Source organism: Vulcanisaeta distributa JCM 11217 (assembly GCF_001316005.1).
Classification (GTDB): domain Archaea; phylum Thermoproteota; class Thermoprotei; order Thermoproteales; family Thermocladiaceae; genus Vulcanisaeta; species Vulcanisaeta distributa_B.
The window spans coordinates 113,572-137,362 of record NZ_BBBJ01000004.1; the positions used below are offsets into that span (position 1 = coordinate 113,572).

The 23,791-nt window shown below is 45.3% G+C and carries 27 protein-coding genes, 1 tRNA gene and 8 pseudogenes; 23 read left to right on the forward strand and 13 right to left on the reverse strand.

Annotation, left to right across the window (positions count from 1 at the left end; genetic code table 11):
* The first annotated feature begins 128 nt into the window (after positions 1-128).
* The 4 genes and pseudogenes from JCM11217_RS05480 (at position 129) to nucS (ending at position 2,791) form a co-directional block, all read left to right on the forward strand.
* Positions 129-1,325 (forward strand): annotated as a pseudogene (locus JCM11217_RS05480) (citrate synthase/methylcitrate synthase).
* Positions 1,326-1,379: 54 nt separating this feature from the next.
* A complete protein-coding gene (locus JCM11217_RS05485; RefSeq protein WP_054842317.1) occupies positions 1,380-1,610 on the forward strand; it encodes a hypothetical protein in 231 nt (76 codons plus the stop codon).
* Positions 1,607-1,984, forward strand: coding sequence for a hypothetical protein (locus JCM11217_RS05490; RefSeq protein WP_054842318.1), 378 nt, complete (start codon positions 1,607-1,609; stop codon positions 1,982-1,984). The genes JCM11217_RS05485 and JCM11217_RS05490 overlap by 4 nt, the downstream gene beginning before the upstream one ends.
* A 229-nt stretch (positions 1,985-2,213) precedes the next feature.
* Positions 2,214-2,791: pseudogene (nucS, locus tag JCM11217_RS05495) on the forward strand (endonuclease NucS).
* Here nucS and JCM11217_RS05500 read toward each other — a convergent pair.
* Together JCM11217_RS05500 and JCM11217_RS05505 are read right to left on the reverse strand one after the other, a co-directional pair.
* On the reverse strand, positions 2,792-3,343 hold the full coding sequence (locus JCM11217_RS05500) for a hypothetical protein (protein WP_054842319.1): 552 nt from the start codon (positions 3,341-3,343) through the stop codon (positions 2,792-2,794). It abuts the pseudogene before it with no gap.
* A gap of 53 nt (positions 3,344-3,396) precedes the next feature.
* Entirely contained in the window at positions 3,397-4,101 is a 705-nt protein-coding gene (locus tag JCM11217_RS05505; protein ID WP_054842320.1) for a phosphoribosyltransferase, read from the reverse strand.
* 107 nt (positions 4,102-4,208) lie between these two features.
* Between JCM11217_RS05505 and JCM11217_RS14210 the strand changes: the two genes are divergently transcribed.
* From JCM11217_RS14210 to JCM11217_RS05520, 7 genes are all read left to right on the forward strand, one after another.
* Positions 4,209-4,448 (forward strand): EamA family transporter, encoded by a 240-nt coding sequence (locus tag JCM11217_RS14210; RefSeq protein ID WP_243678466.1) that lies wholly within the window; start codon positions 4,209-4,211, stop codon positions 4,446-4,448.
* Positions 4,430-4,570, forward strand: coding sequence for a hypothetical protein (locus JCM11217_RS14215; RefSeq protein ID WP_243678467.1), 141 nt, complete (start codon positions 4,430-4,432; stop codon positions 4,568-4,570). Before JCM11217_RS14210 ends, JCM11217_RS14215 begins: the two co-directional genes overlap by 19 nt.
* A gap of 62 nt (positions 4,571-4,632) precedes the next feature.
* Complete coding sequence (locus tag JCM11217_RS14220) at positions 4,633-5,079, forward strand: DMT family transporter (protein WP_243678518.1); 447 nt, start codon at positions 4,633-4,635, stop codon at positions 5,077-5,079.
* A gap of 56 nt (positions 5,080-5,135) precedes the next feature.
* Positions 5,136-5,630, forward strand: coding sequence for an ERCC4 domain-containing protein (locus JCM11217_RS05515; protein ID WP_243678468.1), 495 nt, complete (start codon positions 5,136-5,138; stop codon positions 5,628-5,630).
* Between the two features lie 130 nt (positions 5,631-5,760).
* Entirely contained in the window at positions 5,761-5,928 is a 168-nt protein-coding gene (locus JCM11217_RS14225) for a hypothetical protein (protein ID WP_243678469.1), read from the forward strand.
* A 41-nt stretch (positions 5,929-5,969) separates the two neighbouring features.
* On the forward strand, positions 5,970-6,107 hold the full coding sequence (locus JCM11217_RS14230; protein ID WP_243678519.1) for a hypothetical protein: 138 nt from the start codon (positions 5,970-5,972) through the stop codon (positions 6,105-6,107).
* Between the two features lie 70 nt (positions 6,108-6,177).
* Complete coding sequence (locus JCM11217_RS05520) at positions 6,178-6,408, forward strand: histone family protein (protein ID WP_013336951.1); 231 nt, start codon at positions 6,178-6,180, stop codon at positions 6,406-6,408.
* Between the two features lie 51 nt (positions 6,409-6,459).
* On the opposite strand, the pseudogene speD reads toward JCM11217_RS05520, so the two are convergent.
* A pseudogene (gene speD / locus JCM11217_RS05525) lies at positions 6,460-6,860 on the reverse strand (adenosylmethionine decarboxylase).
* A 75-nt stretch (positions 6,861-6,935) separates the two neighbouring features.
* On the opposite strand from speD, the gene JCM11217_RS05530 reads away from it, so the two are divergent.
* From JCM11217_RS05530 to JCM11217_RS05540, 4 genes and pseudogenes are all read left to right on the forward strand, one after another.
* Positions 6,936-7,403, forward strand: coding sequence for a hypothetical protein (locus JCM11217_RS05530; protein ID WP_054842321.1), 468 nt, complete (start codon positions 6,936-6,938; stop codon positions 7,401-7,403).
* A 14-nt stretch (positions 7,404-7,417) separates the two neighbouring features.
* The gene (locus JCM11217_RS14235; RefSeq protein ID WP_243678470.1) at positions 7,418-7,579 is read left to right on the forward strand and encodes a hypothetical protein; all 162 of its coding nucleotides are present in this window, start codon (positions 7,418-7,420) and stop codon (positions 7,577-7,579) included.
* The gene (locus tag JCM11217_RS05535) at positions 7,558-8,457 is read left to right on the forward strand and encodes a diphthamide synthesis protein (RefSeq protein ID WP_243678471.1); all 900 of its coding nucleotides are present in this window, start codon (positions 7,558-7,560) and stop codon (positions 8,455-8,457) included. Before JCM11217_RS14235 ends, JCM11217_RS05535 begins: the two co-directional genes overlap by 22 nt.
* A gap of 62 nt (positions 8,458-8,519) precedes the next feature.
* A pseudogene (locus JCM11217_RS05540) lies at positions 8,520-10,216 on the forward strand (TCP-1/cpn60 chaperonin family protein).
* Here JCM11217_RS05540 and JCM11217_RS05545 read toward each other — a convergent pair.
* The 4 genes from JCM11217_RS05545 to JCM11217_RS05560 form a co-directional block, all read right to left on the reverse strand.
* Positions 10,205-10,981, reverse strand: a complete 777-nt coding sequence (locus JCM11217_RS05545) for a hypothetical protein (RefSeq protein WP_054842363.1) — start codon at positions 10,979-10,981, stop codon at positions 10,205-10,207. The pseudogene JCM11217_RS05540 and the gene JCM11217_RS05545 overlap by 12 nt on opposite strands.
* 30 nt (positions 10,982-11,011) lie before the next feature.
* A complete protein-coding gene (gene tadA / locus JCM11217_RS05550; protein ID WP_054842322.1) occupies positions 11,012-12,550 on the reverse strand; it encodes an ATPase, T2SS/T4P/T4SS family in 1,539 nt (512 codons plus the stop codon).
* Positions 12,551-12,578: 28 nt separating this feature from the next.
* Positions 12,579-13,412, reverse strand: coding sequence for a TFIIB-type zinc ribbon-containing protein (locus tag JCM11217_RS05555; RefSeq protein WP_054842323.1), 834 nt, complete (start codon positions 13,410-13,412; stop codon positions 12,579-12,581).
* A gap of 109 nt (positions 13,413-13,521) precedes the next feature.
* Entirely contained in the window at positions 13,522-13,872 is a 351-nt protein-coding gene (locus tag JCM11217_RS05560) for a hypothetical protein (RefSeq protein ID WP_054842324.1), read from the reverse strand.
* Between the two features lie 57 nt (positions 13,873-13,929).
* Here JCM11217_RS05560 and JCM11217_RS05565 point away from each other — a divergent pair, with 57 nt between their 5' ends.
* Together JCM11217_RS05565 and tgtA are read left to right on the forward strand one after the other, a co-directional pair.
* On the forward strand, positions 13,930-14,352 hold the full coding sequence (locus JCM11217_RS05565) for an Lsm family RNA-binding protein (protein WP_054842325.1): 423 nt from the start codon (positions 13,930-13,932) through the stop codon (positions 14,350-14,352).
* A gap of 69 nt (positions 14,353-14,421) precedes the next feature.
* A pseudogene (gene tgtA / locus JCM11217_RS14240) lies at positions 14,422-15,918 on the forward strand (tRNA guanosine(15) transglycosylase TgtA).
* A 151-nt stretch (positions 15,919-16,069) separates the two neighbouring features.
* Here the strand turns inward: tgtA and JCM11217_RS05585 are convergent.
* Positions 16,070-16,728: pseudogene (locus JCM11217_RS05585) on the reverse strand (PAC2 family protein).
* Positions 16,729-16,899: 171 nt separating this feature from the next.
* Between JCM11217_RS05585 and JCM11217_RS05595 the strand changes: the two are divergent.
* The 4 genes and pseudogenes from JCM11217_RS05595 to dcd all read left to right on the forward strand — a co-directional run bounded on the left by JCM11217_RS05595 (position 16,900) and on the right by dcd (position 20,128).
* On the forward strand, positions 16,900-17,130 hold the full coding sequence (locus JCM11217_RS05595) for a 30S ribosomal protein S17e (RefSeq protein ID WP_054842331.1): 231 nt from the start codon (positions 16,900-16,902) through the stop codon (positions 17,128-17,130).
* Between the two features lie 34 nt (positions 17,131-17,164).
* A pseudogene (locus JCM11217_RS05600) lies at positions 17,165-17,705 on the forward strand (Hsp20/alpha crystallin family protein).
* Between the two features lie 44 nt (positions 17,706-17,749).
* Positions 17,750-19,510 (forward strand): methionine--tRNA ligase, encoded by a 1,761-nt coding sequence (gene metG, locus JCM11217_RS05605; RefSeq protein ID WP_054842332.1) that lies wholly within the window; start codon positions 17,750-17,752, stop codon positions 19,508-19,510.
* A gap of 75 nt (positions 19,511-19,585) precedes the next feature.
* Positions 19,586-20,128 (forward strand): annotated as a pseudogene (gene dcd / locus JCM11217_RS05610) (dCTP deaminase).
* 1 nt (position 20,129) lies between these two features.
* Here the strand turns inward: dcd and JCM11217_RS14245 are convergent.
* The 5 genes from JCM11217_RS14245 to JCM11217_RS05625 all read right to left on the reverse strand — a co-directional run bounded on the left by JCM11217_RS14245 (position 20,130) and on the right by JCM11217_RS05625 (position 22,623).
* Positions 20,130-20,606, reverse strand: coding sequence for a hypothetical protein (locus JCM11217_RS14245; protein ID WP_243678472.1), 477 nt, complete (start codon positions 20,604-20,606; stop codon positions 20,130-20,132).
* Positions 20,603-20,998, reverse strand: coding sequence for a hypothetical protein (locus tag JCM11217_RS14250; RefSeq protein WP_243678473.1), 396 nt, complete (start codon positions 20,996-20,998; stop codon positions 20,603-20,605). The genes JCM11217_RS14245 and JCM11217_RS14250 overlap by 4 nt, the downstream gene beginning before the upstream one ends.
* A 415-nt stretch (positions 20,999-21,413) precedes the next feature.
* A complete protein-coding gene (locus tag JCM11217_RS05620) occupies positions 21,414-22,085 on the reverse strand; it encodes a pyridoxal-phosphate dependent enzyme (protein ID WP_243678474.1) in 672 nt (223 codons plus the stop codon).
* A complete protein-coding gene (locus tag JCM11217_RS14255; RefSeq protein ID WP_243678475.1) occupies positions 22,012-22,278 on the reverse strand; it encodes a pyridoxal-phosphate dependent enzyme in 267 nt (88 codons plus the stop codon). The genes JCM11217_RS05620 and JCM11217_RS14255 overlap by 74 nt, the downstream gene beginning before the upstream one ends.
* 268 nt (positions 22,279-22,546) lie before the next feature.
* A tRNA-Ala gene (locus tag JCM11217_RS05625) sits at positions 22,547-22,623 on the reverse strand.
* Between the two features lie 376 nt (positions 22,624-22,999).
* On the opposite strand from JCM11217_RS05625, the gene JCM11217_RS05630 reads away from it, so the two are divergent.
* Both JCM11217_RS05630 and JCM11217_RS05635 read left to right on the forward strand, forming a co-directional pair.
* Entirely contained in the window at positions 23,000-23,299 is a 300-nt protein-coding gene (locus JCM11217_RS05630) for a hypothetical protein (RefSeq protein WP_243678476.1), read from the forward strand.
* Between the two features lie 81 nt (positions 23,300-23,380).
* A complete protein-coding gene (locus JCM11217_RS05635; protein ID WP_243678477.1) occupies positions 23,381-23,752 on the forward strand; it encodes a hypothetical protein in 372 nt (123 codons plus the stop codon).
* Positions 23,753-23,791 lie beyond the last annotated feature (39 nt).

Genomic DNA, 23,791 nt, shown 5'->3' on the forward strand with positions numbered 1-23,791 from the left:
TTGCCCACGCACATGAACAAAATTTTCTAGCCATCTATTAGAAATTCGACGCTTGACTAACACCTTAAATATAATTAAATTATATACTAGGATAGTATTTAAATAAGTGCTTGTTGGGTTAAATACGTATGAGCGAGGAGGTTAAGGAGGTTAAGATTGAGACAAGTGGTAAAGTTATTCAAAGTCCGTGTGGGCCAATAATTCACGGCCTTGAGGATGTCCTCGTAAAGACCACCACAATAAGTGATATTGATGGTAAGAATGGCATTCTTTGGTATAGGGGGTTATAGGATTGATGATTTAGCTAAGTACTCAACATTTGAGGAAGTTGCGTACTTAATACTGTATGGTAAATTACCTAATAAGAAGGAGCTGGATGACTTTAAGGCATTGCTGGCGTCATATAGGGACCTACCCAGTGAAGTTTACTCAATAGTGACCACGTTAGGCAAGGTTAAGGCGCATCCGATGCTCGCCCTGGAGGCGGGTGTGGCTGCCCTAGGCGCGTTTGATGATAATCCAAGCGATTATAGTAAGGAGGCTAATCTTAGGAGAGCTATCAAGTTAACGTCGGCCCTACCAATAATGATAGCGGCGCATTACAGAGCGAGTAGGGGCCTTGATCTGGTCCAGCCCAGGAGAGACCTAAGTCATGCCGCCAACTTCCTCTATATGATGTTTGGGAAGGAGCCTGATGAAACATCAACAAAGGCGATAGACCTTTACCTAGTCCTCCACATTGACCATGAGGTACCTGCATCGACATTCGCGACGTTAGTCGCAATATCAACATGGACAGACCTGTACTCAGCGATAGCGGCCGGTATTGCTGCATTGAAGGGTCCACTTCACGGTGGTGCGAATGAAGCGGCAATGAAGCAGTACCTGGAGATTGGGAAGCCCGAGAATGCCAGGCCATACGTGGAGAAGCTACTTGCTGAGGGTAAGAGGTTGATGGGTGTTGGTCACAGGGTTTATAAGGCCTATGACCCGAGGCTAGGATATACAAGGAACTCGTTAGGCAGTTGAGTGAGACTAAAGGTGAAATGACGTGGTATAGAATTGCTGAGGAGGTGGAGAAGGTGGTCCTAGAGAAGTTGGCTCCCAAGAAGCTTTACCCGAACATTGACTTCTGGAGTGGCATAGCGATGTACCTACTGGGTATACCCTACGAGTACTACACACCGATATTTGCAATGTCTAGGGTAGTTGGGTGGGCTGCGCATGCCATTGAGTACTTAGACCAACATAGGCTGTTTAGGCCCAGGGCGTGCTACATAGGTCCTCATGACCTGCCCTACGTACCCATTGATAAGAGACAGTAATGAATCTTCGTTGGTAAAAAGTATTAAAAGGCATTATTTCATTAATCGATTTCAATGAGCAATAATGAATTATTAAAGGAGTTGAAAAGCATGCAGTCCAGCCTAAGGGGGGGATTGGCTGCCAGGGCTGTGATTAATTACATAATGACTGAGCTTAATGAGATTGATTCAGTAGCTAAAGATGAATTTAATGCCATACTACATAATGCCCTAAGCCTAATAGAGATCGAGGAGGTTGACATCCGTAGGGTTAAGGAATTTATTGAAAAGATGATTAATCAATGAGCCTAGTATACTTAATTAAGTGGAGGGAGTGCCTTGATAACGTTATTAGGAATAGAGATGTAAACATAATCAATCTAAGTGGTGAGGGGGCGCTCGTAATGATAGATGACGATGCAGACTTTGTGAATGAAGCCCTTGATAACGGGTGCACGGCATACGCCAGGTATTACAGGTTTAGGTTAATTAAGCTAGGTAATTTAGAACATGCTCAGAGAGCGATCAAGCCCCCCCTTGATATCTGGATTGAGAATAATACACTCAACATAATCATTAACCCATTAAGACTCAGCACATTCGATATCGCCAAGATTCTTTATGAATTAAACTTTGAGCTGGAGTTAATAAGTGAGGATGATGTTGAGTATACGAAATGAATATACGGAAGAAAGTTCTTATGTTTAAATAATAAGTAACATCATAATGGATATCACAAACTTCATAAATAAGGAAGCAACACCAGACCTTGAGTACTTAGTTGATCCATCGCCGACCGAGGCCCTCAGGCTCATAAACCTTAGGAAGAGCACACATGTAATACTCATCTATGGGGGGGACATGACCGCATCCTACGAGGGCAGAGCAAAGTCCCAGCTTGAAGACTTAATGCCTAGACTGGTCATTTCGAAGCCTGATGGGACGTTTATGGTTCACGAATCCAATAAGGAGAAGCCCAGGCTTTGGAACCCACCACCGTCTACGTTATATGCCTCAATAAACCTTGGCGTGCTAACCTTAGGAGCGTTAGGGCTAGCCCAAGGGAGGTTGTTATTGTTGAGGTACCCGTGATTAGGCTCGTAAGCGCCTTGAGACTTGGCGTTACATTGAATTACAGGGTCTTTGGTACTGAGGAGGACTTGGTAAATGCCATAGTGAGTAATCCAGGCATTGTTGAGGATGGGCTACAAATAATTGCCAGGGAGTACCACACGATTGTTGGTGACATAGACCTATTGGGTAAGGACTCTAGAGGTAATTTGGTGGTTATTGAGTGCAAGAGAAGCCAGGCGGGTCCAGATGCCGTTAATCAGCTTAAGCGTTATGTCGAGCACCTAAGCCAGAAAGAGGGTAGGAACGTTAGGGGGGGTATTCTCGTTGCGCCCTCCATCTCATCCGCGGCTTATCATTACCTGAGGCAATACGGTCTTGAGTTCAGGCGTGTTGAACCAAAAGGCCTTGTTTGATTATGGTATTGCCGCGAATAGTATTAGTAATACGATGGCTAGGATTGCGGACATTATGTACCAACGTAGGGAGAGTATCGCCAGGTCTCTGAAGTTCCTATCTCTTCCGTAGTTAATTAATAATAGGGTTAGTAATAAACCGTCGGTTGAGGGTATCGCGATTATGAGTGATAGTAATATTGTCTCCGCCATTATTGACACCGCAATATTGCTGGAAACAGCATTCGTGGCGATACCCGCATAGACCCACTGCTCAGCTGTATTCCAAATACCAAACAGTGGTATTAATGATGGACCCAACGACATCATTAGGTTTGTTAACTTATATGAGAATGCGGCGATCTGGGATACCGATGATAACTTGTTTATCATTGACTCCTCCTGATTAACCTCCTGATTAACCTGGGCTGCGAATTCCTGGCTTGGCTTTACGGCATAGCCGAGGAAGTAAGCCGCTAGGAAAAGCAGTAGTAAAATTAGGTATAGGTATATTCTGAATCTCCCTATCCTACCTATTACTGATGCCCTTATTCTCTCCTCCTGCGTAAGCATTCATGACACATTAATCGCCGGCTTTAAAAATGATTACTCTCTCGCCTTAGTAATCATGACTTAAGCGTTATGTGCTCAACACCATCCTTATAGGTCCTGGTTATCACGCCCTGCCTCTCCAGGTTCCTTAGGGCTAGGTCTATGTAGGTGACCTTAACCTTGAGTATCTCATCCCCCCCATACCAATCAACCATCCTATTAATAATCTCATTTAATGTCCACTCCCTCTTACCACCCCCCCTGGACTCCTCAGTTAATACTCTCTTTATGAAGTTAGTGGTGTCCTCGGTGATGTTCCATGGATAGACGAACCACGTCCAATCCCTAACCTCAATAGCCCAATAATCAGGTTTAAACTTAGCAACGGTTGAGATCCACTGAAGAGCCGCGGTCCTCACCTCCACATTCCTATTATTACGCTCTATGTGTTCCTTGGCTAATTGAATGGAATCCCCCCCGGTATCAACGATGTCATCAATCACGAGCACCCTCTTACCACTTAAGTCAACGGATAGCGGATACTTAATGTATGCCTTCTCAGCAACCTGGGCTGTTGATGGCCAATGAACAACCTGGAGACTAATTAAGTCGGTAATGCCTAGGTAATCACAGACTAGCCTAGCCGGCGCATAACCACCCCTGGCTATCGCAACGACTATGTCGGGCAGCCAACCCGAATCCTTTATTTTCATTGATAATACCCTAGCCCACTCAGCTATTTCATCCCAACTGACAAGCCTTATTGGTACCTTAACCACGTTTTTTGATAATTCTCATGGCTAATTTATAAATTTCATGCCCACGTTAGGATTGATGTATTATTAACAAATTTAAACCTTGATTCTTGTTAATCAGGAAATGCGTTATGGCAATTAAATACTATGCAGTACTTACGGTAGCTGTGGTGGCGATATCCTGGGCATCAATATTAATACTATTGTCTGGCGCTCAACCAATAGCCGTGGCCTTTTGGAGAACGGCAATAGCCGCGGCTGTGTTATCGCCATTACTCATAATTGAAAGAAAGAAGGACGCTTACACACCGTCGAAAAATGAGTTAATACTTATGGTAATTAGTGGCGTTGCTTGGCAACGCACTTCATGACTTGGATCGAGAGCCTATACCTAACCACAGTGGCCGCGAGCACCACGTTAGTCTCAACATACCCAATATTCACATTGGCAATGGGTAAATTAATTGGTGAAAGGCTGGTAAGCGTTCAGTAATAGGCACATTAACAGCCTTCCTGGGCATCGTATTAATTACGGTACCTGAATTCTACGTGAGCATGAGAGCACTAATTGGCGACTTACTCGCACTTGCTGGTGCCGTATCTGGTGCCGTGTATTTCCTGGTTGGTAGGTTCATTAGGGTCAGGGCTTCCCTAGCGACGTACACAGTACCCGTCTATAGCGTCTCGGCAATAACAACATTAATTGTCGGCCTAATGATGCATACGAAGTTCTGGCCATACCCACCATATACCTGGTTTTACATATTAATGATTGTTCTTGGACCAATGTTACTCGGCCATACATTATTGAATTATTCCCTTAGGTATTCGAGGGCCATAACTGTAACTACATCAACATTGGGCGAACCAATTGGTGCATCGTTGCTTGCACTTGCGATATTTCACCAAGTTCCCCCCCAGACATTAACCATCATTGGCATTGCCGTGACGTTATTCGGCATTTACATGGTTGTCTCCGAAGAGGCTCATGGAGTGGCTTAAGTATGGATTAGGTAAATTAATTAGTTCCTATCTTAATTTCATTGAGTGAGGACTCTGTGGATTGCGTTATAATAGTCGATTCGCGGGAGTATGAAACGGCCGAGGAAGTTATTAAGTGGATTAAACGACTGGGTTGTAGTGTCGTTCCTCGTAAACTGGATATTGGCGATTACGTACTACCGAGCGACATTGGTGTTGAGCGTAAAAGGGCTATGGACTTCATATCATCGATAGTGGATGGTAGGTTATTCGAGCAGAGCAGGGAGTTATTACGGGCATTTAGTAGGGCCTACGTAATTATCGAGGGCGATTTATGGAGAGCCCAAAATAGGAGAGACGTGCATAGACACGCCGTGCTTGGTGCGTTAAGTACGCTGGTTGATATGGGCATTAAGGTATTGTATACGCCTGATGAGGAGGGCACGGCTTACGCCCTGAAGTCGTTAGTGGAGAAGATGGGGGGGAGTAAGGGCATTAAGCTGTGCCCGTTAAGAGGAGTGAAACGATTAGGGATGCCCAGATTCAATTCCTCTCATCACTACCCGGAATAGGCCCAAAAAGGGCTGAGGCATTATTGAGGGCCTTTGGAACCCCACTTGACGCACTAAATAATTTGGGGGGGCAGTGGACTAGGAGGGTTGATAATATCAATGAGGGCATAGTTAGCTTGTTAGGAAGGTATTGACTACGAGATATGGTGATGAAGAAAATACTGCAGTGATTCCAATAGATGAGGCTATTAAGGAGACTGAGGAGAGCAAGGGTAACACTAGTGATAGTGGGGATAAAAAGGTTGGAGATAGCATTAATAATAGGCGCAATATAATGGATTTCCTCGGTGATGGATAATGGTGATTACCTGCCCATACTGCGGCATGAATAATTGGACAATGATACAATTCCTAAGTAGAAGAGGCAGTGAGAACTTCATAATCGCATGCCGCTGTAATAACTGCGGTAAAATCTTTTACTTATATAAGACGAAATTCGCAACGTTAACCTATAAATTAGAGGATATTGGTCTTTAATACACGCTTAATTTCTTATGTGTAGAAAGAGGAAAAATCCTTAAATATTAATCCCTAAAGAATATCATTAATGCCGGAATTACCACTGGCACCAATAGATAGAATTTTCCATAAAGCAGGTGCTGAAAGAGTGGGTGAAGATGCAATACAAGCATTGAGAGATATTCTTGAATATATTGCGTTTGATATAGCCTCAAAGAGTATAGAGTTGGCGAGACATGCTGGAAGAAAGACGGTAACAGCTGATGATGTAAAAACAGCAATTAGGATTCTTAGATGTATACCTGCGCCAACATCATAATGCCATTATTTAAATAATAAATATTATTAAACTTATATTTTAAATCATTAATTACTCACTTGATCTATCTGCATAATTAACAACGTATTTCCTTGGCTTAAGAACACTAACGATGTAGTTAAATGCCTTGTCGGGCATGCTGTGGTCGCCACACGTGTATACGTCGACCGTGGCAAACCTGTAGACAGGCCATGTATGTATTGCTATGTGACTCTCCACAACCAATGCCAATACACTTACCCCCCCCTCCTTATCACCGTTAATGAACTTCCACGACTTAACCTCGACTAGATGGACATTGGCTACTTCGGCAGCTTTATCACCAGTGACCGTAGGAATTTCTCATCACTTAGAATGCTTGGGTCAACCCCCCCGTATAAATTACCGTACACGTGCTTACCGATCACCCCCCCATTTAACCTTTCATATTCCAACTGGGATGTTGTGGACATGGCTTTGGGTTCTAAGACCTCGATATGAGCACGCCTTTAAATTCTTTTCCTTTAAATAAAAGAGGGAATACGGATATGGCTGTACCCTATGTGCCCACACCACGTGATATCGCGATTGAAATGCTTAAACTAGCTAATGTAAGGCCTGGAGAGGTTGTCGTTGACCCCCCCGGTGCTGGCGAGTGCGGCATCATTACGTTGGCCGTCACCATGTTTAATGCGATTGGTATAGGTATTGAGATTAACCCAGCATTGGTTAGGTCTTGTATTGAATCCTTTGAGAAGCTTGGGTTGAGGGGGGGTAGGGCGTATGTGGTGTGGGGGGGTGATCTTTTCGATTTCGATTACTCAATAGCGGATGTGGTGACGCTGTATCTGGGTAGTGACGTTAATGAGAAATTAAGGCCGAAATTAAACAGGGAACTTAGACGTGGCTCCCGCGTGGTTAGTCATGACTTTGAGGTACCTGGTTGGCGACCCATAAAGTCAATAGTCGTTGATGGACCATTTAGAGCACACAGAATTTATTTATATACCATCTAGGGTGAGGGTGTTCCGTGGATTATAGCAATAATTTAATAGAGGTGTTAGGCGCATACCTTCTGCCGCTTAGGGATATTGAGGATGCTTTAGGCAGGAATAACGCAGGTGCGAAGATACTAGTCGAGACCCCCCCCTTGGATTTAAGAATGTTGGGTTGGAGGTTGTACGGTACTTAAATAATAAGGGCTATAGAACGTATTTAAGTGGTCAGAATGTTTGGGGCGCCTGTGATTTCTCGGTAGTGAATAATTATCAGTACGTAATTCACTTAGGTCACGCATTACCACCTAATATTTTCCGTATAATAAGTAATAACTTCAGAGTGAGGAGGAGGGGGGGTTCTGGTGACGTTATTATTATTGAGGTTGAGAATGGACCCACGGTATTATTCTCGGCCATTTACTACGAACCAAAGCCTGAATTATTGAGTAGGGCTAGGGATGTTCTTAATGATCTTGTTAAGTCAGGTATTAATCCCTTCATTGCGTATTCATTACCATACAAGCTATACGCCCATGAAATTGCGGAGATGCTTAATGCGCCAATGGCACCCGACCCAATAACCGGCTGTTTTATACAATTTTCAATACCGAATACGGTCTTATTCATAAGCTCCGGATACTTCTACCCATTGACGTTTAAGTTCCTGAGGCCTCAAACGACTGTTTATTTATTTGACGTATTTAGAGGAACGCTTGAGAATGTGGATACAGTGTACCGCAGGTACTTAGCTATGAAGGTTAAGGCAATTCAGGATTTCAATAATGCGAAGCTAGTGGGTATTGCCATCTCGAGAAAGCCCGGCCAATATAGGCCTGACCTGGTTGAGGCATTGATTAATAGGTTGAGGAGGTTGGGTAAGGATTTCGTAATTATTGATTTAAATGAGGTTTCGCCTGATTACGTTAATAACCTGCCCGTGGATGCCGTGGTAAATACTGCATGCCCGAGAATTGGAATTGATGATCTAGACAGGTTTATGAAGCCTGTTGTTAATGCTGGTGATGTTCTTAAGGTGAATAGTCTCGATTTAAACAATTTATTGGTGTGGTGATGCGAGGGTTTACCCTTCATGGGAAAGAAAGGTTTTTATAGAAGTGCTTTACGGAGTCGCCGATGAGCAGCGGTACACAGGCATATCTAGCACAAATCGGTGGTGTGCCAGTACTGGTATTGAAGGAGGGGGGGACTCAAAGGGCCTTTGGTAAGGAGGCAATGAGGATAAACATAATGGTTGCTAAGGCAGTTGCTGAGGTTATGAAGTCAACGCTTGGCCCCCCAAGGGTATGGATAAGATGCTCATTGACAGCCTTGGTGACATAACAATCACGAATGATGGAGCTACAATACTCGATGAGATGGACATTCAGCATCCAATTGGTAAGCTACTCGTTGAAATTTCTAAGACTCAGGATGATGAGGTTGGTGACGGGACAACAACGGCAGTAATACTAGCTGGCGCATTGCTTGAGGAGGCGGAGAAGCTACTTGATAAGAACATACACCCAACAGTCGTGGTTTCAGGGTTTAAGAAGGCACTAGATGTGGCAACAGAGCATTTAAAGAAGATAGCGGTTCCAGTGAAGAGGGATGATGTTGCAACGCTTAAGAAGGTTGCGTCCACGGCAATGCATGGCAAAATAAGCGAGACGGTCAAGGATTACTTCGCAGAGCTTGCGGTTAAGGCTATGCTACAGGTCGCTGAGGAGAGAAATGGTGAATGGGTTGCAGACTTAGATAATGTGCAGATCGTTAAGAAGCATGGCGGTGCCCTTGAGGATACACAGTTAGTTTATGGCATTGTGATCGATAAGGAGGTTGTTCATGCGGCAATGCCAAAGAGGGTTGTTAATGCTAAGATAGCATTACTCGATGCACCACTTGAGGTTGAAAAGCCTGAGATCGATGCTGAGATTAGGATTAATGACCCCCCCAACCAGATAAGGGCATTCCTTGATGAGGAGGAGAACATATTGAAGTCTTACGTTGATAAGTTCAAGGCGCTTGGAGTAAATGCGGTCTTCACAACGAAGGGCATTGATGACATGGCCCAGTACTACCTGGCCAAGGCCGGCATCTTAGCAGTTAGGAGGGTTAAGAGGAGCGACATTGAGAAGCTCGTTAGGGCAACCGGCGGCAGGTTAGTGACTAACATTGAGGACATGACGGAGGCTGACCTCGGCTTCGCAGGCCTTGTTGAGGAGAGGAGGGTTGGAGATGAGAAGATGGTATTTGTCGAGCAGTGTAAGAATCCAAAGGCCGTCAGCATACTAATTAGAGGAGGCTTTGAGAGGCTTGTTGATGAGGCCGAGAGGAATCTAACGGATGCGCTCAGTGTTGTCTCTGACGTCATTGAGGAGCCCTACGTACTACCCGGCGGTGGCGCGCCTGAGATGGAGGTTGCTAAGGTGGTTAGGCAGTTTGCTGCTAAGGTCAGCGGTAGGGAGCAGTACGCTGTGGAGGCCTTTGCAAACGCCGTTGAGGTAATACCGAAGACCCTCGCTGAAAACGCCGGCCTTGACGCCGTTGATGTATTAACTGAGCTGAGGCACATACATGAGAGTAAGGAGGATGGTTGGAAGTACGGTATTAATGCCTTCACAGGTAAAGTAGCCGACATGTGGTCGCTGGACGTCATTGAGCCCTTAACCGTTAAGTTACAGGCTTTGAAGGCTGCCGTTGAGGCTGCAACAATGGTGTTGAGGATTGATGAGATAATCGCCGCAAGTAAGATTGAGAGTGAGAAGAAGGAGGAGGAGAAGAAGGAGGGCGAGGAGAGTAAAAGCGGAGGTTCAAGTTCATCATTTGAGTAAGGTCAAAAGAATTAAACTCAATAAGATACTCAAAATAATCGCCGTAAGGGGGGGCATGTACATATTAATGTCAATATTAAATTCTCTCCTCATTATTCTCGCAAAGATAATTATCATGACCGATATCACCGCCTGGATTAAAATTATGAAAAGAGTATTCCAGTGGATTCCGAGGTATTGAAGGGACTTCGCCACCGCAGGTATTGCGAAAAGCAGTATGTAGTAGCTAAGCATTACCGTTCTTAAGCCCCCCCTCTTCAATGCGCTAATTGTTATCTTATCGCTAGCATACCTTAGCGCCAGTACGTACCTAGCAAGGCTTAATTCGTTCATTGATAGATTACCCTGCAACTCCCTGGATAATATGGAATCAAGAATGTCGCCATTGACGCCGTATAAGGACCTCAGCAGGTAAATCCACCTACGTGAATCATCAGCCCCCCCAAGAATGCTCATGACTAACGACCCATCACCACTTAATAACTCACTCACAAAGCCATCCTTAGAATCCATGGAGCTTAATAACTCATTATTGAGCCTAGCCCTGAACCTGAGGAACATTCTCCTAATGAGGATTGCCGTGAATGTCACGAAGAGAGGTATCAAGAGTGAGAGATATGGGTTTACTAACGTAGAGAATACGAACAGGGCTATGGGTCCTATCGATGTTATTCCAATGAGTATTGTTAAGGACTTATCAAGCGAATCAATTATTTCCTGAGCCCTAGCCCTGGCATTACCCAGTAGGTATTCATTTAGGCTCATTACCATCACCAATGCTATTCAATAGCTTGTTTAATTGAATTGAATACTCAATATAATCGTTATTAACGGCATTGCTACCCTCATTAACGCATTAATTACTGCGTTTATTTCCCATCTTCCTGGATTGAAACTCTTCGGGTAAATAATGGACTTGACCCGACGCATTGAGTTAGTCCTCTCCATCGTCACTAACACGAATTTGCCCAGGTCAATTAATTCATTCAATGAGAAGGCTCTCAACCTATTCATTAATGATTCAACACCATCAGCATGCGTGGTACCTAATACCTGAAGGCCTGCATTAACGCCGTGTATTAAGGCTTCAAAGTGATCCCTCTCCCTTAACTCACCGATTATTAACACGCCATAACCCCTATGCAATGACTTAAGTACCTCCTCAGTCTTACCAATTATTGATTTAACCTTAACACTTGATGTTGGTAATTCCAAGGATTCATCAGTCTCATCAATATATATCCTCCTTAAATTAAGTGGTAGCGCCATATCCAGTGCATTCAATAGCGTTGTTTTACCACTTGATGGTGGACCCATTATCAAGATATTAAGCCCATGACGCAGTGCCAGAATTAACTCACCAGCTTCCTCAATACTAATTGAACCTAAATCAATCAACTCATTAATTGTGAAGGGCTTCTTATGAAGCCTAACGTGCACTGACAAACCCTCAACCAAGGGCCATCTATCAACCGAAACCCTAAGTCTCTTATTACCCACCATAATTGAGAACTTACCACTTGGATTATCTACAGAAACTCTAACACCGCTTATGTTTGCGATCTTAAGGAACTGCCTCGCTATGGCCTGGGCATCGGCATTGATAACCCTGCAAACCCCCCCATACATACTATGATTAATGTATACCGAGTCCTGGGTTATGAATATATCCTCAACCTCCTGACTCAGAATGAGTGGTGCTAAATCACCCAAGCCTAAACTGGCGAGTACTAATGATGATTTAAGCGTGGAATCGTCAATTAGCATTGATAGGAATATCTCCCTTGATGATAATAGTGATGATAAGGAATACTCATTATTAGGAACAACCCTACTCACCAATTCAACCAGGTAATTCAAATAGTCATTATTAATTTTATGAAGCTCAATTAAGCACTCGCCATCCTTAACCATTGTATTAAAGGATGAGGCCATGGATTGCCTACTCACCGATTTAACGTTATCGATAACTAATGAGAATCCATCCATTGTAATGATTAAACCCTCCTTAAACGATTCTATTCTTAAATGAGACTTGGTGCCATACTTAATCAATAAATTAAGAACCCTACTTATGAATCCCTCATTACTGCCTGAATTACGTACGGCATTAAGTAATGACTTTAGATTCGTAAACTCACAGGTACTTAGTGTCTCAATGGCGTCAATGTCGATCTTACCCTCCATAGCCATGTTCGAGAGTTTCTTCGTAAACTCACACCTATTAATTAATGGGCATCTAATGCAGCTCAGGATTTGGTGGGCAATTACTAATTTAGTTAATATTACCTCCCTGCCTTCAGGTATGCCTAGTAGGGATTCGGGTATCTTCATGATACGTATCACCGGGTGTGATATTAACTTAATTGGGGGGGCATAGCCTACGTGCGTAATCTCTCAGGGTGAATTGACTGACTTGGACGGCCTTAGCCACATCCTCAACCTTAATCCTATAACCCAGTCTCTTACTCACGCAGTAAACAATGGCGGCGGCTAATATGGGTGGACTTCTCGATTGAATAACGGACTTTTTTAATGAATCTAGGAACTTTTCAGCCTCGGGATATACCGTGACCCAGGAATCACCAAATAACTTGACAAGCCCTGACTTTATGTGCGATAGTATCCTATCCCTCAGGTTATATTTAACGCCGGTGATGGCCAGGGAGTCCCTTATTGATTCAAAGGTTAGTTTATGACCCCTTGACCTACATGTGTTTATTACCTGCTTAGTACTTATGGGCAGGTTGTGTGACAATATTACATATAGCATTGCGGCGACCGCAGCCTCGTAATAGGTAGCTGAGGACAAGCCCCCCCTGCTCGCCAGCATTTTCCTAAAAATGAGCTTAGCCTCCTCGACATACTCATTACTTATACCGAAGGCTCTAGCTATGAATAGCATACAGTCATAGGCCCTATAAATTGAGTAACTCTCACGTCTCACCCTGAACAACTCATTTATTGCCCTCAACCTCTTATAGATGCTCAACCTAACCTCATTGCTTCTCCTAACACTCCTCTCTACGGATCTCCAAATTGGTGATAAGTCAATCTCTTCACCATCTATTAATGGTGATGATTGCGTATACGTATCGTAAACGTATACAGAGCCAACCACAGTACCGCAATTCATGCATACATATTCTCCATCCCTCTCAATTACTCTTGAACTTCCGCAGTAAGGGCATTGCATTGCATTGTGATTCCCATCCTCGTTATTAATAAGTCCAGTGTTTATATGCTAAACAACTCAGGATTACTAAACTCCAGTGGGGGTGTGGGAGTTTACTGAAACTTTCAGATCACTTTAATACCTTCAAACCAATGTATACCTTCTCGCCAACCCTAACATCATTTTTGAAATTACTAATGTCCATTATTAAGCCACCTATCGATATCTTAACAATACTTTCACCTACGTAATACACGACGCCATTCATGTAAACATCCCAATTCGATACGTAGTTTGGGTCCTTCTCATTACTAATGCTGACCCTGACATTATCTCCCTGCTTAATATCAACGCCAATGACATCCCTAGGGTACTCAAGGGCTAGGGATATTCCGGATTCGCTGCTCATTTCGAGCCTTACAACGCCTCTATAATCCGTACCCTTAACATCCATTACCCTGAAATCACCACTTAACTGCATCGTTCTACGGTAAGGAAAAATACTAAAAAAGCTTATCTTATGTAATCCTGATTAATTATGTCGTTACTCGCCGATGCAGCCAGGAGGTTTAATGCAGAATTACTGAACATGGTAAATAAGGAGGTTAGGGTAACCACGAGCACGGGCACGACTTACCAGGGATTGCTCGTGGGTATAGACAGCTCGTTAAACATAATGCTCGTGGACGCCGTCAATAATAAGAATGAGAGGTTCTCCCGAGTACTGATAATGAGCCACGCCATAGTGGACATAGTCCTTGTTCAGGAATTCGTGGATCTCAGAGAATTCGCCAGGTACATAGATAAGTACTTCCCTGGCATGGTTAAGTACATTGAGGAGGCAAACGTGGTGCAGGTGGGTAATGTAAAGGTGACTACGGCAGGTGTTGAGGGTTCAGGGCCATTGGCTAAGCGTGTTAAGGAATTATTTGATGAGTTTATGTCTAAACGGAGGGCCTAATCGGCAAATGGGCTAAAACCACGATGAATACATTTTTAGAGTGATTCTGTCCCTTATGGTAGTTCCCTAATGTCCTTTGAAATACTGGAGAAGGACTTGGCTGGGAGGATTGGTAGGTTAAGGACTAAGTCCGGAATTATCGAAACCCCCCCAGCCTTATTCCCTGTGATAAACCCTGTGAAACAGGTTGTGTCGCTAAGCGATATTGCGGATATAGGCTTTAACCAAATAATAACTAATGCCTACCTACTTAAGAGACATTATGGTGACCTGGTCAGGGAGGTTGGCGTACATAAACTGCTTAATTGGGGTAAGCCCATAATGACGGACTCCGGCGCGTATCAACTGCTCATGTATGGTAAGGTCGAGGTATCTCCAGACGAGATTCTTAAGTACGAAATTGACATAGGCACGGACATAGGCGTGATACTCGACATACCGACCCAGTGGGGGTAGGCCCAGGGATGTGGTAATGCTTGAGGTTGAGGAGACCCTGAGGAGGGCTAGGGCAGCCCTTGTAAAGGATAGGGTTTGGGACCCTGAACATAAAATGCTTATTGTGGGTCCGGTGCAGGGTGGTGATAAGCTCGACATACTTAGTTACTCAGCCACGAAGATGGGCGAGTTGAACTTCGATATTTACGCCATTGGTAGTCCAACAACGCTCCTTGAGGAGTATGACTTTTCAACGATAATGAGGATGATAGCGTGGTGAAGGAGAGGCTGCCACCAGGTAAGCCCGTGCACCTCTTTGGGGGGGCTGGGCACCCATTAATACTACCCTTTGCAGTCGCCTTAGGCATTGACCTATTTGACTCTGCCAGTTACGTTCTGTATGCCCGTGATGATAGGATAATCCTTAGGGATAGGACTGTTAGACTTAGTGAGGTTAAGGTTGATAGAATACCCTGCAACTGCCCCGTGTGTAGGAAGTACGGTGTTAAGGAGTTAATGAGTATGAATAAGGCTGAGCGTGAGAGGTTATTGGCAATCCACAACCTATACGTGCTTTGGGAGGAGATCCAGGAGATTAAGGCTAGGATTAAGGAGGGAACCCTTTGGGAATACCTCGAGGAGAAGGCTGGTGGTGATGCGAGGGCTAAATCAGCATTACTGGCACTAAGGAAGGGATTAAGGGCTTTATTGAAGGTGATCCCGGACGAATCTGGGCGTGTTAGGGCGCTGCACATAACATCCGTGGAATCACTGCATAGGCCCGAAATCATTAGACACATTGAGAGGCTCCTCAATAATTATGAGCCGCCCCCCCAGGGATGCATTGTCGTGGTATTGCCAGGCGAGCTCCTTGACAGGCCATACATAAGGGATTCACTGGTTTACTGGTTAATAGACCAATTATCAACCAACAACCTACTTAGTAGGGTTCATGTAGTGATAAATAACCCGGTCCTAGGCCCAATACCCTACGAAATAAGCGAGATATACCCACTATCACAGCATGAGTATCCAGAACCAACACCGAACTACCTGCGTACGTTATCTCACCACTTACTACGTAAATACCTAGTGAGATTACGGGATAGGGGGGGTTCACGGATGTCATAGTTATTATGAAGAAAAGCCATGAAAAACTGATTAATGAGTTAATGAGCCTAGGCTTTAAAGGCGTGACGGTGTTAGAGGCTGAGTCAAGGCAGGAACTATACTCATTAATACCCTGGGTAATTAAGGAGGTAGGTAGCAATCAATGTAGTAATTAAATGTAATGGGGGGGAGGTCCCTCCCTACGCTTCATGCTTTCCTGCAACTCCTTAATCTCCTTATCAATCATGTCAGCCAACTCCCTCAGTCTGCTGACGTCGACCTCTACACCCGTTAATTCCTTTAGGAATTGAATGGCGACGATAGCCGCATTCGGGTCTGCGCGGAATGGCTCGGCATAAGGTAGTATGGAGATGGCTGGTACGCCCAACCTCTCAAACTCATTCATTAATAGTGCTAATGGCCCAACCATTGCGTAGTTAAGCTCCATAAGCTTAACCTTACCCAGTGAGTGCCTATTCCTATACTCCGTGGTTACGGCAACCCTCAACTGGTCCAAGTCCTCACCCCCCCTTAACCTATTGTCAAGCCCGCCAAATAGTATGGCTTCCCTAAATCCGTTGATATATACCCAACGTGCAAGTGTCTTAACCACATCATGGGCGTACTTAGTCATGAAGTCGCCGTCCCAATGAATTATGGAAATGGTGAAGTCAGTACCTGGCAATAATAAATCTCGCCAGGTGTTGAGAGCATGTTTGTACTAATGATGTACGCACTCAATGGGGGGGGTTCCCTGGGCATCTCTATGAACCCAACCCTACGGCAATTAAGGGCATTGGATAGGTGCTGAACCACTAAGTAGCCAACCATACCTATGCCAGCGAATCCCGTTAGGAAGTAGATGGGCCTCAGTATTGGCTCCATTACATTAATCCTTACGTTACTCACGGCAGTAGTAATGCCTAAACCAGTTATTAAAAGCATTAGCATTACGTACATAACATAAGATTTTAAAGGGGGGGTTAAGAATACGGCTAATCAATGGGTCGTGTCAGGCCAAGGTACATAAAGAGCCTTGCGAGGAGGTTGCTTGAGGTTTACCCAGACAGGTTTAGTGAGGATTTTGAGACGAATAAGAAGGTGGTCGCTGAGTTGGCGGATATACCGAGTAAGGCGGTCCGTAATAAGGTGGCTGGTGAGATAACGAGGATGATCAAGAGAATGAAAGCCAGTGCTGAGGAGAGGCCTGAGGTTGAACTGGAAGGGCAATAAAGGTTTATTAAGACCATACTATTTTTGTTCTTGTATGTCGTGGTTCGAGGACATTGATAACTGGTTCAAGAGAATTCAGAAGTACTTTGAGGAACTTGAGCGAGAGATGGAGGAGGAGATGGAGAGAATGATGAGAGGAGTTACGCCAGAGGAGGAGGAAAGGCGCGGAGGTAGGGCAAGGCCTAAGTATTACTACTATGGCTTTGAAATATCCATAGGCTGACGGGAAGCCTAGGATTAAGGAGTTCGGTAATGTCAGGCCGAAGGGTGAGAGACCAATCATTGAGGAGGACATTGAGCCATTAACTGACGTTATTGAGGAGGAGGACTCAATAAAGGTTGTAATGGACATGCCTGGTGTTGATAAGGACAAGATAAGTATTAGGGTTACCGAGGATGGTAAGAAACTAATCATAAGCGCCAGGGATAGCGATAGGAAATACTATAAGGAGGTTGACCTGCCGGCTGAGGTTGATCCAAATCAGTCAAAGGCCACGTATAGGAATGGCGTATTAACCGTGGAACTGAAGAAGAAGAGCTCAGGTAAGAAGGGATTCGAGATTAAGGTTGAGTAATCCCTCTTAGTAAATCCTTAAAACTTAAATTTCCGACATGCATTGTGCCATTTGGTGGTGAGGGTGACCAAACTGGAAATGCTAAGAGAAAATGGGTCATAGGCTCTGCATGGCCGTACATATACGCAGTGCCTCACCTAGGTAATTTGATCGGTTCCGTGTTATCCGCCGACGTTTTCACCAGGTACCTTAGGCTCAGGGGGGATGACGTTGTTTTCGTGTCGGGCTCCGATGAGCATGGTACACCAATTGAGGTTGAGGCGCTTCAGCTAGGCATTAAGCCGAGGGAATTGACCGATAGGATGCATGAGATTGTGAAGAGATTGTTTGAATTATGGGAGATTAGTTTCGATAATTATACAAGGACGGAGTCACCGGTGCATAGGGAGTTCGTTAAGGAGTTCTTCATGAAGCTTTACAATAATGGCTATGTATTCACTAAGGAGGATGAAGTGCCCTACTGCCCAAAGGATAAGATTTACTTACCCGACAGGTTCATAATCGGCACATGCCCATATTGTGGTTATGATAAGGCCCGCGGTGATCAATGTGAGAATTGCGGTAGATTACTCGAGCCGAGACTCCTGATAAACCCGAGATGCGCAATATGCGGCTCTAAGCCCATTTGGGTTAAGACCAGGCATTGGTACTTGGACTTAACGAAGCTTGAGGATAGGGTTAGGAAGTACGTTGAGGAGAACACGGCACTACCTGAGAACGCCAAGCAAATGAGCCTTGGGATGCTTAAGGAAGGGTTAAGACCAAGGGCCATTACCAGGGATAATAAATGGGGGGGCATTGAGGCTCCATTCCCTGGCGCCGATAATAAGACGATATATGTATGGTTCGAGGCCGTGCTCGGCTACATATCAGCAACAATAGAGTACTTCAGGAACAGGGGTAATGAGGATGAGTGGAAGAAGTTCTGGTTTGACCCAAGTACACGGGTCGTGTTCTTCGTGGGTAAGGATAACATACCATTCCACGTAATACTACTACCCGCAATGCTCATAGCCTCTGGAGACCCATACGTAATGCCCTACACCACGGCATCGACTGAGTACCTGCTGTTTGAGGGTAAGAAGTTCTCCAAGAGCCAGAGGATTGGCATTTGGATTGATGAAGCACTGGCACTAATGCCGGTTGATTACTGGAGATTCATACTCATTTACCAAAGGCCTGAGGGCAAGGACACGAGCTTCGCGTGGCACCAAACCCTTGAGGTCATAAACTCCATATTGAATGACGTAATTGGCAACTTCATACATAGGGTACTCACCTTCATAAGCACTAGGTTCAATGGTGAGGTACCAAGCGGCTCTCTTGGGGGGGATGTCGATGTTAAGTATAGGGATGAGGCCCTGAATCACTTCAGGAGTGCTGAGGAACATTATGAGAGGATTGAGCTTAGGGATGCGTTAATGGAGGTTGTGGAGATTGCGAGAGTCGGTAATAGGTACCTAAACGAGAGACAGCCCTGGGAGTTAATAAAGAGTAATAAGGATGAGGCAGGCGCAGTTATGCTCAACGCACTGCACATGGTTAAGGCCCTATCAATAGGCCTATGGCCTGTAATGCCCAAGTCGATGGAGGACCTATGGTCAATGGCGGGCTTCGGTAAATTAACCTGGGCGGATGCCTATGAGCCGCCAAGGCCAGGTACTAGGGTTAATAACGTTAGGCCGCTCTTCAGGAAGATTAGTTATGATGAGTTTAAGGCAATGATGAGGAAGTTGGATGAGATAAGGGATGTTAAGGACAGGAATAAGTATCCATGGGAGCAGGTATACCTGCCCAATCAGTAGTGATGAGTAATACGTAGGGAATACCTGTGGCGTTTCATGGTAATAAAAATAAATCGCGAGACTCGTTAGTAATTGATGGCCGTACTAACGAGGGATGAAATACTAAAGCTTGTTAAAGGCGGGGGGGTCCTATCAATTGAGCTTCAGCGAGGATGTCGTTAGGGAGAATGGGCTTGACCTAAGGGTCGGCACTGAGTACGCGATATACGCCTTCGACGGGCAGGTAATAGACCCATGCGAACTGGAGAGTGCGAGGCATTTGTTCAGTATTGTGGAGGCTAAGGATGGCAGGATAGTAATACCACCAAGGAGCTTCGCATTACTGACGACAATGGAGTACGTGAAGTTCCCAAGGGACGTGGTCGGCTTCTGCAACCTCCGCTCAACCCTCGCCAGGTATGGCTTGAGCGTGCCACCAACAATAATCGACGCGGGCTTTGAGGGTAATGTAACGATAGAGGTAATAAACAATAGCGGTAATTACATGGTCCTTAGGCCAGGCATGAGGTTCCTACACGTGGTTTTAGTAAAGACAATTGGCGAGGCGAAGTACCTGGGTAGGTACCTGGGCCAGAGGGGGGGGTCACGCCACCAAAGGGTATGAAGGGCGAGTGCTGATTCACTGCGTATACTTAACGACTTCCATGCCGAGAACGCCGGCTATGGTCTCCAACTCCTTAACCACATTGCCGGGTATTATGACGTGGTGATTATACGGTGCCAGCCTAAGGATGATTGAGGAGTTAACGCCGAGGTCAAGTATGGCCTGTGTCCTGCACATCCTATCGCTCAGCAACCCTGACTCAACAACCCTAGCGCTAAAGATTCCCATCCTCCTGAAGTCGCTTGAGACCGAGACCCCAGTCACATCATTAAACAACAACCTGCCAGTCAAGCCATAGTTAAACCCAGACTCAAAGTGGGTTACAACCCTGGCATCTCTCACCATGTTAAGGGCTATGGTACAATGAGCCATAGTGACCTTGCTGCCCTCAATGTGGTTCGTGTTCGCGATCCAACCACTATAGCCAGTTAATTCCCTGGCAATGACCATGGAGAACAAAGCCCTTAAGTCAGCCTCGCACGCCGCTATCAACCCTCCTCATTAAGTTTAGCCAACGCCAAACATGGTGTGACCCTATGCTTAATTAGGTATGGGAAGCAGTTAATTGCGAGGGCATCGTACTTACCATAAAGACCACGCATGGCAGCGTAGATCCTACCAACATCCCTAAGCCTCTCATCACCAACCTCAAACTTAACCCTACCTTTAATGTAGTTCACGAACTCAGCGGCTAATTTCTCATCAGCATTATTAATCATGTCCTCAAGGCTCTTCATGGGTATAGCATCAACCTTCGCCTCAAACCTATCCTCAAAGGTCCTGACTACGCTGTCCTTAGCTCCAACACCAAGCAGGGCAACCCTAATACCGAGTATGGAGGCTATGGCCCTGGCAATCCTAAGCGCATGGTCAATATGGCTCAAGTCATCGAGGTGAAGTATACCTGAGTCAACCCCAACCTCACTAAGTAGGGCCCTTGCATCAAGGCTGAGGCGAGGCTATTAAGGCCTGGATGAGAAACAAGCAGTAACCTGCGTAGGCCGTAATCCTCGGCGAACTCCCTGACAAGGCGACTAACGCCGCCCGACAGTATTAATGCGACGACGAATGCGTTACTAATGTTTAACCCCCCCTTAACTCATCAGTACTTGATACGACCCTATCAACACCACTAACAGTGGGTAACCTATCCCTATGCAGTGGTGAGACGAAGCCCAGGACGACGATACTCCTCATACAATTAATAATTCTCAAGGGCCTTCATAAACAGTTCTGGGTCTATATTACCGCCGGTAACCATTACAACGACCTTCTTACCCACTAACTGGCTCCTCAACTTCATTGCAGCAGCCAATGCGGCGGCGCCCGCAGGCTCCGCGACCTGCCCGGCGTTAAGGCTAATTCCTTAATGGCCCTGAGCATCTCATCATCACTAACGAGAACCACATCATCAATCCTACCCCCCCTCAATATGCTGAACGGCAACTCATAGGCCCTAGCCGTGGCCAAACCCTCGGCTATAGTCCTAGCATAGCCCGTGGAAATCAACCTACCCTCCTTAAGCGATAGATAAACGCTTGGCGCACCCTCCGCTTGTACGCCTATGACCTTAATTGATGGGTTAACGGATTTATAGACTATCACGGCACTTGACGCTCCCGAGCCACCGCCTATTGGGTTAATCACCACATCAACGTCGGGCAGGTCCTCAACAACCTCTAGGTGCATTGTGCCAACTCCAGGATAGAGCAGTGGCTCATTGGTGCTATGCACGAATAACAAGCCCTCCCTGTTGGCGAGGTTTATTGCGTAGTCCAGGGCCTCATCAAACACCTTACCGTGAAATATAATCTCGGCGCCCAAATCCCTCAAAGCCTCAACCTTAACCCTAGACACGCCCTCGGGCATTACGATCACGACCCTGGCACCAATTAACTTACCGGCGTAGGCAACGGACTGCGCGTGATTGCCCGTGGACGCCGCAATTAATCCCCCTCCTCTGTGCCTCATCCCTCCTAACCATCGCGAAATACACACCACCCCCCCTAACCTTAAACGCCCTGGTTGGCTGAAGATTCTCAAGCTTCAGGTAAACATCAAAGCCAAGCAACCTAGATAACTGACGTGAATAAACAAGAGGAGTCCTCGGCAAATACCTACTAATCACCTGCCTAGCCCTATAAACATCCAATAACGAAAACATTAAAGGCATTTAACGTTACACCCTAAATAAGCTTTACAACCTATGGTGAAGCCTTGCCGGAATTTAAACCCGCATTAGGTGCTGCATCATGCATCACCTTATTAGTTCCTATTAATAACGAAACTGAAAGCCAAACCTACTCGTCTAAATTCTCTGAGCACTCGAAAATTTAAAATAATGATATAAGGAATTCAATGATGAATTCTCTAAAATAGGTTATTACGCAGATAAAATCCTAAACTGACGATAGAGGGGAAAGGATTGATTGTGGTGGACCGGCCGGGATTTGAACCCGGGATCTCCCGCGTGCGAGGCGGGCATCCTTCCAGGCTAGACTACCGGCCCAAGGGAAAGCCGAGAACCAAGAAATTTAAGCTTTTAGCCTGATTCCTGCCTACTCATTAACTATGCGTACTACCTTCTCATAAGGCAGCTCCTTGACTAAGGACGAGCCCTCAATTACACATACTATTAATTGCGCCATTATCGCTCTTCTTCATACTGCATATAGCCAGTGACATCGGTCTTGCATCGATTAGGAAGATTACCTAGAGACCGCTTTATACCTGCGTCACATCCTCAGCGTTCATAGCGTTCCTCTTAATCATCATGTACCTCTATAGCCTATTAGTGATTATTTAATTAAGTACAGTATCAACACTACTCCGCACCACCTAGGTTAATACATAGGTTTTTAACCCATTGATTTAATGGTATGTTAATGAGTAATGACAAGCAGTCTGTGCAGGCAGGGCAGGTTATTAATCAGGAAATGCTCGTGACTGGGATACTAGCGTCCGTTAAACCATTAATACAGGTGGTGCTGGCGGACCTTGTTAACGACCCAAACCTCAGAAAGATAGTGATATCGTCAATGCTCTCGGTAATTAATGACAGGGAGTTCAGGTCGTCACTTAAGGCATTAATAATCGAGATCCTGCGCGATGAAAATGTTAGGCGCGAACTCCGCGACTTCCTGAGGGATGTCGGTAACCCACTGCGTCTTCTATTACCTCCATAAAACTGGGATTAATTTGGGATTTTGTTATTTTTACTGGTGTGCCGGGATTCATTTATTTTGGCAATACATTAACAGTGATCAATGAGTTCGCAGGTGGACCCAATACAGATAGCCCGATTACCCGAGAACCAGCGTGAGCAGCAAATAAGGTCAATACTACAAATGCTATTCACACTTAAGGAGGACCAGGCATTCCAAGCACTCCGTGGGGGGGTCATTGAGACCCTCGCCAAAAGGGCCACTGATGATGAGTACATTAATTGGTGTAAGACGACCATGAAGATCCTGGCCTCGTACCCAGACGAGGTCGTCAAGGCGGGGCTGGCGTTAAGGAGTAGAGTGGTCTCAAGCTGGATAAGAACCTGCAAAACAGGGACCAGGCAATCGTGGGTAGGGTGTTGCAACTGCTTGATGAGGGGGTCACGGCAGAAGTTAATGAGGAATATGAAGTGAGTGCCTCCGGCTTCGTCAAAAGAATTAAATTTATCTTCA